A 14,710-nucleotide genomic window follows, 5' to 3' on the forward strand; every position below is an offset into this window, starting at 1 on the left:
CGCGCGGCATGCTGACGGCCGGCGTGGGCCTGACGCTGCCGCTGGGCAAGGCGGTCGATATCACGGCGAGTTACGATCGCCTCTTCGATACCGGCAATGTCTCGGCGCAGGCCTTCCAGCTAAAGGGCAGCTACCGCTTCTGACCGCTCGAAACGCCGCTCAAGACCAAGTCGACAAAGTTCCGCAGCGCGGGCGATAGCTCGCCCGCCCGGTGCGCCATGCCCAGGCTGGCGACCAGACCCGAGTCTTCCAGGGAAATGTAGTGCACGTCGTCCGATCGTGTGCCTCGCATGCATGCCGGCACGATGGAAATGCCCAGGCCGCTGGCGACCAGGTTGATGGTCGACGAGACCTGCGGCGCGTGCTGTACCACCTTGGGACTGAATCCTCTGGCCTCGCATGCGGCAACGACCATTTCGGGCACGCCGGAGCGGGTGGCGCGTGGATAGAGCACGAACAGTTCCTCGCGTAGTGCTTCCAGTCGCACGCTCTTGCGGCCGTCCAGCCGGTGGCCGTTGGGGACGACCGCCATCATGGGTTCGGTCGAGAGCAGTGAGAACGTGATTCCGCTATCGTCGCCGATGGGCAGCCGCACGAAGGCGACGTCGATGCGGCCCTGGCGCAGGGAATCCATAAGCGGTCCCGTGCGGTTCTCCTCCAGGGACATCTCGACGCGCGGATAGAGGCTGCGATAGCGTTGGAGCGCGGTCGTGACTTCCGCCCGGAACGAGGCCGACTCGGTGAAGCCGACGCTGATTCGTCCCACCATGCCTTGCGCGCTGAGCTGGCAGCGCAGGGCGGCCTTTTTGACGTGCTCCAGGATCGCGCGCGCTTCTTCCAGATAGACCTGGCCGGGTAGCGTCAGGCTGACCCGCCCGGGCTGGCGGTTGAACAGCTGCACGCCCAATTCGCTTTCGAGCGCCTTGATCTGGGCCGTCAGAGGAGGTTGGGCGATACCGATGCGCTGTGCGGCCCGGGTGAAATGCAGCTCCTCGGCAACGGCGACGAAGTACCGAAGGTGGCGTAGCTCCATATCCTATAAGTATCGGGAGTGCAGACACAATATATTAGACGGATCGCCAGCCATTGCCTAGACTCAGCGGAATCCCGCGGTTGCGTATTCGCCCGGGCTACGCAGCGCGAGCGCCCGGCTTGCACATTCGAATAGCGAGGAGATCATGGCATTCCAATCCGCCGACACCGTACGCCCGCTTTCCATCGAGGGAAGCCCCGATAGCCGTTTCTATTCGCTGGCCGTGCTGGAGGAAATGGGCCTGGGAAAAATTTCCCGCTTGCCGCATTCGATACGCGTCATCCTGGAATCCGTGCTGCGTAATCTGAACGGCTCCAGCGTGCAGGAGCACCATCTGCGCCAATTGGCCGGGTGGCAGCCGAACGGCGAGCGCAGCGGTGAAGTCCCGTTCGTGGTGTCGCGCATCGTGGCGCCGGATTCTTCGGGCGTCCCGCTGTTGGCGGATCTGGCCGCCATGCGCGACGCCGCGGCTGGACTCGGCATGTCGCCCGCGGAAATCGAGCCCCTGGTGCCGGTCGATCTGGTCGTCGACCATTCCATCATCGTCGAACATGCCGGATCCGCCGATGCGCTCAAGCTGAATATGGAGATCGAGTACGAGCGCAACGCGGAAAGGTATTCGTTCCTGAAATGGGCAGCCAATGCATTCAAGGCGTTCCGAATCTTTCCGCCGGGCTCGGGCATCGTCCACCAGGTGAATCTGGAAAATCTGGCGCGGGGCGTGCATCAGAAAGGCGGGGTGACGTATTTCGATTCGTTGGTCGGCACCGACAGCCATACGCCCATGGTCAATGGCATCGGTGTGCTGGGTTGGGGCGTTGGGGGCATCGAAGCCGAAGCCGCCATGCTGGGCGAGCCGATATATCTGGTAGCGCCCGACGTGATCGGTGTCGAGTTGACCGGTGCGCCCGCTCCGGGGATGATGGCCACGGACATCGTGCTAACGGTGGTCCAGGCTTTGCGTGCCAGGAAAGTGGTAGGGAAGTTTGTCGAGTTCTTCGGCTCGGGTGCCGCGGCCCTGACCGCGCCGGACCGCGCGACGATATCGAACATGGCTCCCGAGTATGGCGCGACGGCGGCCTTTTTCCCGGTCGATGCCAATACGCTGGAATATCTCAAGGCCACCGGCAGGACAAAGGCGGAGATCGCGGCTTTGAAGGCTTATTTCCAGGCGCAGGGCATGTTCGGCATGCCGTCTTTGGGCCAGATCGATTACACCGATACCGTTCATATCGACCTGTCTTCCGTCGTGCCGAGCGTGGCCGGACCTTCACGTCCGCAGGACCGTATCGCGCTGGGCGACCTGAAGGAAAAGGTGCGTGGCCTGTTGCCCCAGGAAGCACCTGCCGGATCCGGTTCCGGCAAGGCACTGCGTCATGGCGATGTCGTCCTGGCCGCCATTACTTCCTGTACCAATACCTCCAATCCCCGGCTGATGTTGGCGGCCGGGATCCTGGCAAAAAAGGCCGTCCAAAAAGGATTGAAAACCGCGCCGCATGTGAAGACCTCCTTCACACCCGGCTCCCGGGTCGTCACCTCGTATTTGCAGGCGACCGGCCTGGACCGGTATCTGGACACACTTGGCTTCAACGTTGCCGGCTACGGCTGCGCAACCTGTATGGGAAATTCCGGCCCGCTGGATGCGGAAATTCTTGGCCGTATCAATGACGGCAATCTCACCGTGGCCGCGGTTCTTTCGGGCAACCGGAATTTCGAGGCGCGTATCCACCAGGCCATCAAGGCAAACTTCCTGATGAGTCCGCCGCTGGTGGTGGCGTTCGCCATCGTGGGCAGGGCGGATTTCAATCCGGCCGACGACGCCCTGGGCGAAGGGGCGGACGGCAAGAAAGTCTATCTGGCCGATCTCTGGCCCACGGCGGAGGAAATGGCGCAGGTACTGCCGGTCGCGCAGGATCCCAAGCATGTGCTCGGCATCTACGCCCAGGCCGGACAGAGGAACGAGCTATGGGAGGCACTGCCCGCGCCCAAGGGCGACCTGTTCGTGTGGGATGGCGATTCGACCTATCTGAAGCAGCCGCCCTTTTTCGATGGTGTGACGCTGGATATTCCGCCCAAGGGCGCTATCGAAGGTGCCCGAGCGCTGGCGATCCTGGGTGATTCGGTGACCACCGATCACATCAATCCCGGCGGTTCGATTCCACCCGAATCCGAATCCGGAAAATTCCTGATATCGCTGGGTGTGGAGCCGCGCGATTTCAACAGCTATATATCGCGCCGCGCGCATGACCGCGTCATGGTGCGCAGCAGCTTCGCGAACGTTCGCATCCGCAACCTGATGGTCAGCGAGGTGGGCAGCCATACATTGCACCAACCGGACGGCCAGCGCATGAGCATATTCGAAGCCGCCACGAAATACGTATCGGAAGGCGTGCCGATGATAGTGTTCGCAGGCGAGGAATACGGTAACGGTTCCAGCCGCGATTGGGCAGCCAAAGGCCCCAGCCTGCTGGGTGTTCGCGCCGTGATCGCGCGCAGTTTCGAGCGTATCCACCGCAGCAATCTGGTCGGCATGGGAATATTGCCGCTGGAGCTTCCCGAAGGTGTCAGCGCACAGAGCCTGGCGCTGGTGGGAAACGAGACCTTCGATGTGAACGGAGACGTGGACAATGTTCGCACCGGCCAGGTTTTCGAACTGGTTATCCATCGACGTGATGGGGAAACGGCGAAAGTGCCGTTGCGCGTGCGTATCGATTCGGCGATCGAAGAGGCTTATTTCAAAAATGGTGGAATCCTGCCCTACGTATTGAGGCAGCGGCTTGCCCGCCATGTGGCCGGCGCGGGCCAAGCCTGAGTAGCTGGCGGTCCCCTGTCCGCCCGTGTAACGGGGGCCGGGCCCGACGCTGCCGCGCAGCAAGGCGGTCGATGTCACGGCGAGTTACGATCGCTGTTTCGATACCGGCAATGTCTCGGCGCAGATCTTCCTGCGGCAGGGGGCGTTACCGGTTCTGACTGCCCCCACGGCCATACCCGAGATGACCCGCAAACGCTCCGCACCGCCACCTGCCGCCGAACCGCAACCGGACCCGACGCAAGCACTGCAACAGGCCTACGCGCACTGGAATGCGGGCCAGGCGGCGCAGGCGGAAATGCTGGCCAGACGGGTGCTGGCGGTGTGGCCGGGGCAGGCGGACGCGCTGCATCTGCTGGGGCTGATCGCGCACGCCTATGGCAAACCCGCGCTGGCCGTCGAGTGCCTGCGCGAGGCTTGCCGGGCGCCGCACGCCCCGGCGGTGTATTTCAGCAATCTGGCGGAAATGTGCCGCCAGCAGGGCCTGCTGGCCGAGGCGGAGACCGCGGCCCGCCAGGCCACCCGGCTCGCGCCCGAACTTCCCACCGCCTGGAACAATTTGGGCATTGTCTTGCAGGAATGCGGACGCTACGACGAAAGCGCGGCGTGCCTGGAGCGCGTCATCGCGATCCAGCCCGATAGTCCCGAGGCCCACAACAATCTGGGCAACACCTACAAGCGTGCCGGCCGGCTGGCCGATGCGCGGGCCGAATACGGCAAGGCTCTGGCGCTGCACCCCGCCTACGCGGAAGCGCACAGCAACCTTGCCTTCCTGCTGAGCGATCTGGGCGAATACGCGGAAGCCGCCGAGGCCGCGCGGCTGGCCATCGACTACAACCCCCGCCTGGCTGACGCCTACATCAACATGGCGGGCATCGAAGCCGCGCGGCAACGCCCGGACGAGGCCCTGCATTGGATCGAGGCCTTGCTGGCCTTCGCGCCGTCGCATGCAGGCGGGCTGCTTGCCAAGGCCAGGCTGCTGCTTCAGTGCGGCCAGTTCCAGGCGGCGTTGGAGGCTGCCCGCCAGGCCGTGGCTGCCGCGCCGCAAAACGCCGACGCCTACAACATGTTCGGCGAGGCGCAGCAGGCGCAGGATCGGTTCGAAGAAGCGTTGGATTCGTTCGATCGGGCGATATCGCTTCCCGGTATCGCGCGAGAAGCGGCGTGGCTGAATCGGGCGCGGCTGCTGATGATCCTGGGGCGTGCCGACGAAGCCCGCGCCGCGCTGGATGATCTGCTTGCATGCTATCCCGACAATGCGCAGGCATGGAGCGCGCGCGCCGACATAACACGCTTCGAGCGCGGCGATCCGGCGATCGACGCCATGGAAAAGCTGTTGCGCGAAGACCGCGCGGGGGACGTCCCGCGCCGGACCGCCCTGCGCTTCGCATTGGGCAAGGCCTACATGGATTGCGACGCCACCGAAGAGGCATGGACGCATCTGGTGGAGGCCAATCGCGAAAAGCGCGCCAGCTTCGATTTCGACATCGGCGTGGCGACCGGCGGGATGGCGCGCATCGCGGATGCCTTCACCGCATTGCCGCCGGCTTCCTCGCAAACCGGCAATGCCAGTGACCTGCCGGTCTTCATCGTGGGCATGCCGCGTTCCGGCACGACGCTGGTGGAGCAGATACTGGCCTCGCATTCGCGGGTGCATGGCGCGGGAGAATTGCCGCTGATGCGCGATCTGGTCTCGCGCATTGCCGGCTTTCCCGAAGGCATGGCGCAGGCGGACCTGCCGACGCTGGACGCGCTGGGCGATGCCTGCGTGGAAAGGCTCGCGGCCCTGTCCATGGGAAAGGACCGCATCATCGACAGGACGCCGTCGAACTTCCTCTACGCCGGCCTGATCGCGCGCATTCTTCCCCGCGCCCGCATCATCCATTGCCGTCGCGATCCGGTGGATACCTGCCTTTCCTGCTTCAGCAAGCCCTTCGGCGCGGAGCACGCTTACAGCTGCGATCTGGTGGAGCTGGGACGCTACTACCGGGCCTACGATGCCTTGATGGCATGCTGGCGGCGGATACTGCCGGCGGACCGCTACATCGAAGTCGATTACGAAGCGCTGGTCGATGACCCGGAAGGGCAAAGCCGGCGGCTCGTCGAGTTCCTGGGCCTGCACTGGGAGCCCGCCTGCCTGGCGTATCACCGATCGCCGCGGCCCGTGCGCGGCGCCAGCATGAACGAGGTGCGGCAGCCCATTTATCGGCATGCCAGGGGCCGCTGGCGCGCCTACGCGCATCATCTTGGTCCTCTATTGTCCGAACTGGGCGTCGAGGCGACGTGATGCGGAATGCCGAAGAGCTGGCGCGCCAGGCCGGCAAGCTGCTGGACGACAGGCAGTATGCGGAGGCCGAAAGCCTGTTGCGGGCGGGGATCGATCCGGCGGGTGCGCCGAGCGCACTGTGGCGCCTGCTGGCGCAGGCCGTCAAGCACCTGGGCCGCGTCGCCGAGGCGGCGGAGATACAGGAGATGCTGGTCCGCGCCATGCCCGGCGACCTGTCCGCGCGCTTCGACCTGGCCGAAACACTGCTGCTGCAAGGCGATTTCGCGCGTGGATGGCGCGAGTATCGCTGGCGCTACAGCCTGGCGCATACCGCCGCGATCGAACGCAAGGTGCCGCTCCCCCGGTGGGACGGTCGCCGTATCGCCGGGCAGACGCTTTTGATCCACGACGAGCAGGGCTATGGCGACACGCTGCAATTCATTCGCATGGTCGCCTGGGCCAAGGCGCGCAGCGCCGCGCGCATCGTCCTGGAAATCCATCCCGATCTGCTCGGCATTGCGCGGCGCGCCGCAGGCCACGACGCGATCTCCACGCGTGGAGATCTTCCGCCGCCTTTCGACCAGCATTGCGAGATGATGTCCCTGCCGATGGCGATGGGACTGCGTTCGCAGGATCTTCCTGGCGAAATTCCTTACTTGTCGCCGGACCCTGCTCGCGTGTCCAAATGGCGCGCCCGGCTGGCGGCCTTGCCGCGACCGTGGGTGGCGCTGGTGTGGGCGGGCCGGCCCTCGCATCCGAACGACGCCAACCGCTCGCTGGCCCTGTCCGACCTGGCGCCGCTGGCCTTGCCGGGCATCACGTATCTGGCCATCCAGAAGGGGCCGGCGGCCGAGCAGGCCAGGACGCCGCCATCGGGCATGAATATCGTGCCGTTGGACGACGAGATCCACGACTTCGAGGACACCGCCGCCATCCTGGCGCTGGCCGATCTGCTGATCTCCATCGACTCGTCGCCGGTGCACCTGGCGGGCGGCTTGAATCGTCCCGCATGGGTCATGCTGCCTTTCCTGCCGGACTGGCGCTGGCTGATGGACCGTACCGATACGCCGTGGTATCCGTCCCTGCGCCTGTTCCGGCAGCCGGCGCCCGGCGATTGGGCGGCGGTGCTGCGCGATGTCGCTCAGGCGCTCGCGCGGACCTTTCCCGGTGGCCGGCTAGCCAGATAGGGGGGCTTCCGGTTGCTTTCCGGAAGCCTTGCCGGCGCGTGCCGGCGATGGGGATGGCAAATGTCCCGCATCCCATAGCGGCGATCGGCTGAAATCCGCGACTTGCGCGACCAATTGCCGAAGTGCCCCCACCATGGCCCGTCTGTCGTCCTTGCGCCACTGGCAGAAGTAGCTCAGTGTGTCCAACTGCGGTTCGCCGGCTAGCTCGACCAGTTTTCCCGCGCGCAGGAAGGGCTGTATGTAGATACGGGGGAAATAGCTGATGCCCACACCGGCGATGGTCAGGGCGATAAGCGCCGTCAAGCTGTTGCATACCAGTGCCTTCGGTACCGCCACTCCTGCCTGATCGGCCCAATCGTCGAATACACCCGCCAGGCGCGATTCCTTGTTCAGCGTGATGACCGGATGATCGGCCAGATGGCGCGGTTCCAGCACGGTACCCGCACGCATGAGCCCAGGCGATGCCATCCAGGCATAGTCCAGCTCGCCGATCTTCCAGGCGGCCACCGTCGGCAGTTCCGAAGGGCCGGGGATGATGGCGAGGTCGAGGTCGCCACGGACAAGTTTCCTTTCCAGGACACGCGTTAGATCAACATGCGGTTCCAGGACGAGGGCAGGGTAGGACTGGGTGACCGCGGAGACGAATGCAGGGAACCAGGTGGCCGCGACCAGTTCGCTGATGCCCAGGCGGCATGTGCCACGCACGGCGACGGGCGCGTCCAGTTCGGCGCGTGCCCGTCCTTCGAGTTCCAGCATTTGCCTGGCGTGGGGTAGCAGCCGTTCGCCGGTGTCGGTCATAACGGCCCGTTGTCGGCTGCGGTCGAACAGCGGTTTGCCGAGATCGCTTTCCAGCTCGGCAACCCGCTTGGACAGCGTGGACTGGGTGACGTGCAGGTGCGACGCGGCGATGGAGAAACTGTGCAGCGTTGCTGCCCAATAGAAGGCTTCCAATTGCTTGAGCGTCATGCAGATGCCGTCGCCGGGAGTTATTCGCTAAATTCATGGGCCGAAGTGAAAATATATCGCTTTTTCTATCGTCTGCCGATGCGTATTCTCCCGATCACCGATTGCTAGAACGCGAGCCTTCCATGATCCGACGCCATTTTCAGATAACCGCGCTATTTGCATTGCTGTCCGGCGTGGCCGCCGCGCATGCGGAATGGCCCAACGACCGGCCCATCCAGGTGTATGTGGGCTTCGCCGCAGGCGGCGGAACCGATGTTATGGCACGGACCATGGCGCCGTTCATCCAGAAATACCTGGGCGGGAAAGCTTCCGTTGTCATCATCAACAAGCCCGGTGCGGCCAGCGAGATATCGAACAGCGCGGTGTATCGGGCCGCCCCTGACGGCTATACGGTAGGAGTCGTGAATCTGCCGGCGATGGCTTTCGTCCCGCTGTACAAGAAAACGCTCTACGACCCCGCGCGGATGATCCTGGTCGCGCGCGTTCTGAGCGATCCGACCATACTCGTCGCGCGCAAGGACTCACCGTATAGCAACCTGAATGATGTGGTCGCAGCCCTGAAACGGAAACCCGGCTCGTTGTCCGTCGGCCATAACGGGGTCGGGACCAACGGACAGTTGGCCCTGCTGCGCCTGGAACAGGTGACGGGTATCAAGCTGAACGATATCCCGTACAACGGCACATCGCAGTCCAAGACGGCCCTGCTGGGAGGCTATATCGACTTCTCCGCCGTCACGACGGGAGAAGTGCCGGAGCCCGACAAGGAAGCGGTTCCCTTGAAGGTGATCGCCCAGATGAGCGAGACACGGGCCACCTCGATGCCGGACGTGCCAACCGCGCGCGAACAGGGTTATGACGATGTCATGCCTGCCGAACGCGGCTTTGCCGCGCCGCCGGGGACCGCCCCCGCCATCGTGCAGAAATTGCAGGCGGCCATCCAGGCCACATTGAAGGATCCGGCCTACCTGAAAAAGGCAGGCAACGACGCGGCCGTGCTGGCCTATCTGCCAGGCGATGCGTGGGCCGAAGCGATCGCAAGGCAGCACGATACGTGGGCGCGACTGGCCGCCGGCATGCCCAAGGATTGAAGGCCTGCCCTGCCAGACACCCGGCATGCTCGGCGTACCGCCGCCTGTGCTGACTTCCAGGCGCGCCCGGCCTGAGTCCTTTATCTATTCTGTTTTTCTCGATGACCCAGACCACAGCTTCCGAGAAACGCGCCGCCTTGCGGCGATTGCTGCGCGAACAGTCCTTCGTCGTTGCGCCGGCGGTGCATGACATTTTCAGCCTGCGCCTGGTCGAACAGGCCGGCTACGCCAGCGCCTGCATCAGCGGGGCCATGCTGGCCTACGGATTACTGGGCGTGCCGGACATCGGCTTGTTGACGCTGACCGAAAGCGTCGAGCACTGTCGCCGGCTGGCACGCGTGGCCCGCATTCCCTTAACCGCCGACGCGGACGCCGGGTATGGTAACGCCCGCGGCGTCCATTACGCCGTAGCGTTGTTCGAAGAAGCTGGGGCCGCGGGCGTCAACATCGAGGATCAGGTCGTTCCGCGGCGTGCCGGCTCGATGGGCAAGGAGGTCGTGTCGATTCGTGAAATGGTCGGCAAGATTGCAGCCGCCTGCCGCGCGCGCCGCGATGCGGACTTCCTGATCATCGTCCGCACGGATGCGCCGGGCCTGGAAGATACCAAGCAGCTGGTCGAACGCGCCCTGGCCTACCAGGCCGCCGGCGCGGACATGCTGCTGCCGATGGGGCCGAGATCCGAGGCTGAGATCCGCGCGCTCGTCGAGGTACTAAACATCCCCATTACGCTGAGCGCCGGAACGGGGCTGGGCAGTGCGCCCGGCGCGGCCGGCCTGACGCTGCGCCAAATCGAACGGTTGGGTGTGCGCCGCGTCAGCCTTACCACCCTGCTGCCGGGCGGCATGGTCGCGGGGATGCGCGGTGCCCTGGACGCGCTGGCGGGCAAGGAATTCCCGGGCATGAGGCCTGAGGAGATCGACCGCGGCGTCGCCGGCTTCGACGAGTTGTTCGGCGCATCCGCCCAGCATGCCTTCGAGGATACGTTGCTGCGGCTGGACTAAAGACCGCTCAGGCGTCCGCGAGAAGCCCGTCGCGCAGGACGTTCAGGCCGGCGGAACATTCGGACCAGGTCATCGCGCCACCCAGGCAGACCCGCGCCGCCGACGGCGGCGCGCCGTCCGTCGCGAAGGCCGCGCTCGCGACGACCCATACACCCTTGTCCCTCATATTTTTGGCGAACCCCACCGACGACAGGTGGGGCGGGAGTTCCAGCCAGAGGTGAAACCCGTCCGGGTCGGCGGTGTAGGACATGCCGTCAAGCACGTTGCGTGCGAGGTCCTGGCGATCCGCGGATTCGGCACGCACGGCCTCCAGCATGGCTTCGGCCGTCCCGTCGTTGACCCACCGGGTCGCCAGCGCGTTCGTGATGGGCGAGGACATCACCGTGAAGGCACGCATCGTCGCCGCCAGCCTTTCACGACGCAGGGCATCCGGCGCTTTGACGTAGGCCGTTCGCATGCCCGCACCCAGGCACTTCGAGAAACCGGTGATGTAGTAGGACAGCTCCGGCGCGAGCAAGGTCAAGGGCTCCGGCATCTGCGCCGGCAGCATGGCGTAGGGATCGTCTTCGATGATGGCCACGTTATAGCGCTGCGCGACGTCGGCCAGCGCTTCGCGGCGCCGCGCCGGAATCGTGATCGCAGTGGGATTCTGTACCGTCGGATTGCAATAGAGCGCTTTGGGGCGCAGGGATCTGCAGACGTCTTCGAAGGCATCGGCGCGGATGCCGTCGCTATCCATCGGCAGCGGCAATAGTTTCACGCCGAGTTGTGTCGCGATGGCCTTGATGCCGGGATAGCTCAGCGATTCCACGCAGAGGTATTCGCCGTGCGGCACCAATTGCGAGATCAATGCCAGCAGCACGCTGTGTATACCGGGACACACCAGGACCAGATCGCCTTTAACGCCTGGCAGCTGGCGGCGCAGCCATCGCGCGCCCGCATCGCGGTCCGCTGCCATGCCACCGAATTCCTGGTATCGCAGCAAGCCATAGAAATCGTCGGCGTCGAAAATCGAGGAAGCGCTTCTGCGCACCCGCGCCAGCAAGGCGGCCGACCGCGGCTCCGGCGGCAGATTCATGCTCATTTCCGCGCTGATTCCACCGCGCGAAACCAGCGAGGGATTGCCCCCTTTGACGTAAGTGCCCGCGCCCGGATGCGATTCGACCAGGCCGCGTTTGCGGGCTTCGGCGTAGCCGCGCGCCACCGTCGTGTAGTCCAGGCTGAGTGCTTCCGCCAGTTCGCGCAAAGGGGGGAGGCGGTCGCCCGATGTCAGGCGGCCTTGCTCCATGTCCTGTTCGATCAGCTCGGGCAGCAGGAGGTAGACGGGGCGTTCGCTGCGAGCGAGTTTCCCTATCCAGTGGCGCGTGGAATAGCTCATCTCTTGTTGCTCCGGATCGATGTGAACGGCGGATGGCGCAATGGTGGCACAAGGGCGATGACATGAGTAGCACCCCGGGCGCGAGCCTCGCCGGGACGTTTTGCACCGTACCGGCGCGCCACGCACCGGTACGGTTCGCCATTGACCGCGGATCGCACATCGTCGGTGCACGCGGGCGCTCCGGCGGCGCTGATGTGAGCCGCGCGGACGGCATCCGGCCGGCACCGATGGCGTGCGCAAGCCAAATCCACTCCGCTTGATTGGATGTTGATCGCATTTCACACCGCCCTCGATGGCATGGGCGTTGCAAGACTTGCCGTACGCAGCCCCGCGTATTCCGTTCATCTCTCTGGAGAACATCCCATGCCCGCCGTCACCAAACCCGCTCACGAAAAAGGCGACTTCCTGGTCGACTACGAAGAGAAAGTATTCGAAGACGTCAAGGCCGAGCCGGGAGAAAAAGCGCTGGTCACCTTCCATACCGTCGCCTTCGAAGGCTCCATCGGCTTCGTAAACCTGCTCCAGGCCACGCGACTGCAGCGCAAGGGCTTCGAAACTTCGGTATTGCTCTACGGGCCTGGCGTGACGCTGGGCGTCAAGCGCGGCTTCCCCACATTGGGCGACGAAGCATTTCCCGGGCACCAGAACTTCAATAAACAGATCGAGAAGTTCATGCAGGAAGGCGGCAAGGTCTACGCCTGCCGCTTCGCATTGCAGGCGCTGTACGGTCATGGAGAGCCGTCGCTGATCGAAGGCATCCGGCCCATCAATCCGCTGGACGTGCTGGATCTCGTGCTGCTGCACCGGCGCGACAACGCCTTCATCCTCGACACCTGGACGCTATAGGCCACGGGAAACAGCCATGTACGACAAACGTGTCATACGGGTCGCCGCGGTACAGATGTCTCCGGACCTGGAGACGCCGGGCGGCACGCTGCGCAAGGTATGCGAGGCCATCGACGATGCCGCGCGCCAGGGCGCGGGCCTGATCGTGTTTCCCGAAACCTTCGTGCCGTACTACCCGTACTTCTCGTTTGTGAAGCCGCCGGTGCTTTCGGGCGCGGAGCATATGCGGTTGTACGAAGGCGCCGTGGTCGTGCCTGGCCCTGACACCCAGGCGGTGTCGGAGCGGGCGCGCGCAAACGGCATCGTCGTGGTGCTGGGCGTGAACGAACGCGATCATGGATCGCTCTACAACACCCAGCTGGTGTTCGATGCCGACGGGAGGCTGTTGCAGCGGCGCCGCAAGATCACGCCGACATTTCACGAGCGGATGATCTGGGGGCAGGGCGACGGCAGCGGGCTGGAGGTCGTGCAGACGGCCGTCGGCCGCGTCGGCGCGCTGGCCTGTTGGGAACACTACAACCCGCTCGCGCGCTACGCCCTGATGACGCAGCACGAGCAGATCCACTGCAGTCAGTTTCCCGGCTCCATGGTGGGGCCGGTCTTCGCCGAACAGATCGAGGTCACGATCCGGCATCACGCGCTGGAATCGGGCTGCTTCGTGGTCAACGCCACCGGGTGGCTGACGGATCGCCAGATTGCCTCCATCACGCCGGACCCCGCGCTGCAAAAGGCGCTGCGAGGCGGCTGCAATACCGCCATCGTGGGGCCGGAAGGCAACCATCTGGTCGAGCCCCTGCGCGAAGGCGAAGGGCTGCTCGTAGCCGATCTCGACCTCTCTTTGATCATCAAGCGCAAGCGCATGATGGACAGCGTGGGGCATTACGCGCGCCCGGAACTGCTTAGCCTGGCCATCGATCGGCGCGCGGCGCCGCACGCATTTCCCAAGAATCCCGGCGAACGTCCCGCCGACACCGCTACACCGTTTTCCGAAGAGGCCGATCATGGAAACACCGCTTTCGCCGGTCAGTGCGAACCGCCAGCTGATGACGGAGCTGCAATCGTCAGGGCTCAGGCTGCTTGATCCCGGTGCCGGCGCGGCCAGCCGCCGGGGCGGTGCGGGTCCGTCGGATCATAAGGCGGTCCTCGTGGAGGACCGCGCCTTCATGGTGCCGGTCCATACCTCGACCGCCTGGAATTCGCCGTTCGTGGCGATGCCGCCGGATGCCAATGGCCGCAGTACGCTCATGCGGGGCGCCATACCCATCGCCACGATTTCGTTTCCCAAGGCGCCGCGCTTTTATGCGATGCAAACGCTGGACGGCGTTCCGTACTCGCATATCGCGACCCTGCATGGTTCCGATGTGCTCGCCACTACGGTGCTGCAAACCTGCATCCGTTATGAAAGCCGCCGCAAGGCCTGCCAGTTCTGCGCCATAGGGCAATCGCTGGCCGCGCGCCGCACCATCGCGCGCAAGACGCCGGAGCAGCTCGCGGAAGTCGCGCGCGCCGCGGTGCTGCTGGACGGCGTCAAGCATATGGTCCTGACCACCGGGACGCCCAACGCCACGGACCGGGGCGCGGCCATCCTGTGCGAAAGCGCCTTCGCCATCAAGGCCGCCGTCGATCTGCCGATACAGGGGCAATGCGAACCGCCGGATGACGACAAATGGTTCGTTCGCATGCGCCAATCCGGCGTCGATGCGCTGGGCATGCACCTGGAGGCCGTTACACCGGAGGTGCGGGCGCGCATCATGCCCGGCAAGGCCACGGTCCCCGTGGAGCGTTATCTATCGGCCTTCGAGGCGGCGGTGGGCGTCTTCGGCCGGGGCCAGGTCAGTACCTACATCCTGGCGGGGCTGGGCGATACGCCGCAGGCCATCCTGCAAATGTGCGAAAAGCTGGTCGGGCTGGGCGTGTATCCCTTCGTGGTCCCCTTCGTGCCGATAAGCGGTACGCCGCTGGAGGACCATCCCGCGCCCGCGCCTGCCTTCATGCGCGAAATCCTGGAGCCTTTAGGCCGGCTGGTGGGCCAGGCATCGCTGCACTCCCGCGATATTAAGGCGGGCTGCGGCAAGTGCGGCGCCTGTTCCTCGCTCGCGTTGTACGAGGCCTGAGATGAAACATCCCCAAGCGCAC

Annotated in this window: 11 protein-coding genes; 8 read left to right on the forward strand and 3 right to left on the reverse strand. The window is 64.8% G+C overall.

What is annotated here, in order from left to right:
• Nucleotides 1-130: 130 nt before the first annotated feature.
• The gene (locus tag ACO1P8_RS08735) at nucleotides 131-1,033 is read right to left on the reverse strand and encodes a LysR family transcriptional regulator (RefSeq protein ID WP_486295497.1); all 903 of its coding nucleotides are present in this window, start codon (nucleotides 1,031-1,033) and stop codon (nucleotides 131-133) included.
• A gap of 145 nt (nucleotides 1,034-1,178) precedes the next feature.
• On the opposite strand from ACO1P8_RS08735, the gene acnA reads away from it, so the two are divergent.
• The 3 genes from acnA to ACO1P8_RS08750 all read left to right on the forward strand — a co-directional run bounded on the left by acnA (nucleotide 1,179) and on the right by ACO1P8_RS08750 (nucleotide 7,295).
• Nucleotides 1,179-3,845, forward strand: a complete 2,667-nt coding sequence (gene acnA, locus ACO1P8_RS08740; RefSeq protein ID WP_486295498.1) for an aconitate hydratase AcnA — start codon at nucleotides 1,179-1,181, stop codon at nucleotides 3,843-3,845.
• Between the two features lie 181 nt (nucleotides 3,846-4,026).
• A complete protein-coding gene (locus ACO1P8_RS08745) occupies nucleotides 4,027-6,129 on the forward strand; it encodes a tetratricopeptide repeat-containing sulfotransferase family protein (RefSeq protein ID WP_486295499.1) in 2,103 nt (700 codons plus the stop codon).
• Complete coding sequence (locus ACO1P8_RS08750) at nucleotides 6,129-7,295, forward strand: tetratricopeptide repeat protein (RefSeq protein ID WP_486295500.1); 1,167 nt, start codon at nucleotides 6,129-6,131, stop codon at nucleotides 7,293-7,295. Before ACO1P8_RS08745 ends, ACO1P8_RS08750 begins: the two co-directional genes overlap by 1 nt.
• On the opposite strand, the gene ACO1P8_RS08755 is transcribed toward ACO1P8_RS08750, so the two are convergent.
• Nucleotides 7,284-8,261, reverse strand: coding sequence for a LysR family transcriptional regulator (locus ACO1P8_RS08755; RefSeq protein ID WP_486295501.1), 978 nt, complete (start codon nucleotides 8,259-8,261; stop codon nucleotides 7,284-7,286). The two genes, ACO1P8_RS08750 and ACO1P8_RS08755, sit on opposite strands and share 12 nt — an antisense overlap.
• Nucleotides 8,262-8,383: 122 nt before the next feature.
• Between ACO1P8_RS08755 and ACO1P8_RS08760 the strand changes: the two genes are divergently transcribed.
• Both ACO1P8_RS08760 and ACO1P8_RS08765 read left to right on the forward strand, forming a co-directional pair.
• The gene (locus ACO1P8_RS08760; protein ID WP_486295502.1) at nucleotides 8,384-9,349 is read left to right on the forward strand and encodes a tripartite tricarboxylate transporter substrate binding protein; all 966 of its coding nucleotides are present in this window, start codon (nucleotides 8,384-8,386) and stop codon (nucleotides 9,347-9,349) included.
• A gap of 101 nt (nucleotides 9,350-9,450) precedes the next feature.
• The gene (locus ACO1P8_RS08765) at nucleotides 9,451-10,350 is read left to right on the forward strand and encodes an isocitrate lyase/PEP mutase family protein (protein ID WP_486295503.1); all 900 of its coding nucleotides are present in this window, start codon (nucleotides 9,451-9,453) and stop codon (nucleotides 10,348-10,350) included.
• A gap of 7 nt (nucleotides 10,351-10,357) precedes the next feature.
• On the opposite strand, the gene ACO1P8_RS08770 is transcribed toward ACO1P8_RS08765, so the two are convergent.
• Nucleotides 10,358-11,728 carry an aminotransferase-like domain-containing protein gene (locus ACO1P8_RS08770; protein WP_486295504.1) on the reverse strand — a complete coding sequence of 457 codons (1,371 nt, stop codon included), beginning with the start codon at nucleotides 11,726-11,728 and terminating at the stop codon, nucleotides 10,358-10,360.
• Between the two features lie 363 nt (nucleotides 11,729-12,091).
• Here ACO1P8_RS08770 and ACO1P8_RS08775 point away from each other — a divergent pair, with 363 nt between their 5' ends.
• From ACO1P8_RS08775 to ACO1P8_RS08785, 3 genes are read left to right on the forward strand one after another with little or no spacing between them, the layout of a single operon-like run.
• A complete protein-coding gene (locus ACO1P8_RS08775) occupies nucleotides 12,092-12,574 on the forward strand; it encodes an MSMEG_0572/Sll0783 family nitrogen starvation response protein (protein WP_094843825.1) in 483 nt (160 codons plus the stop codon).
• Nucleotides 12,575-12,590: 16 nt separating this feature from the next.
• Nucleotides 12,591-13,655, forward strand: coding sequence for a Nit6803 family nitrilase (locus ACO1P8_RS08780; protein ID WP_094843824.1), 1,065 nt, complete (start codon nucleotides 12,591-12,593; stop codon nucleotides 13,653-13,655).
• A complete protein-coding gene (locus tag ACO1P8_RS08785; RefSeq protein ID WP_486295544.1) occupies nucleotides 13,618-14,688 on the forward strand; it encodes an MSMEG_0568 family radical SAM protein in 1,071 nt (356 codons plus the stop codon). The genes ACO1P8_RS08780 and ACO1P8_RS08785 overlap by 38 nt, the downstream gene beginning before the upstream one ends.
• The last annotated feature ends 22 nt before the right edge of the window (nucleotides 14,689-14,710 follow it).

This window comes from Bordetella sp. (genome assembly GCF_057362025.1).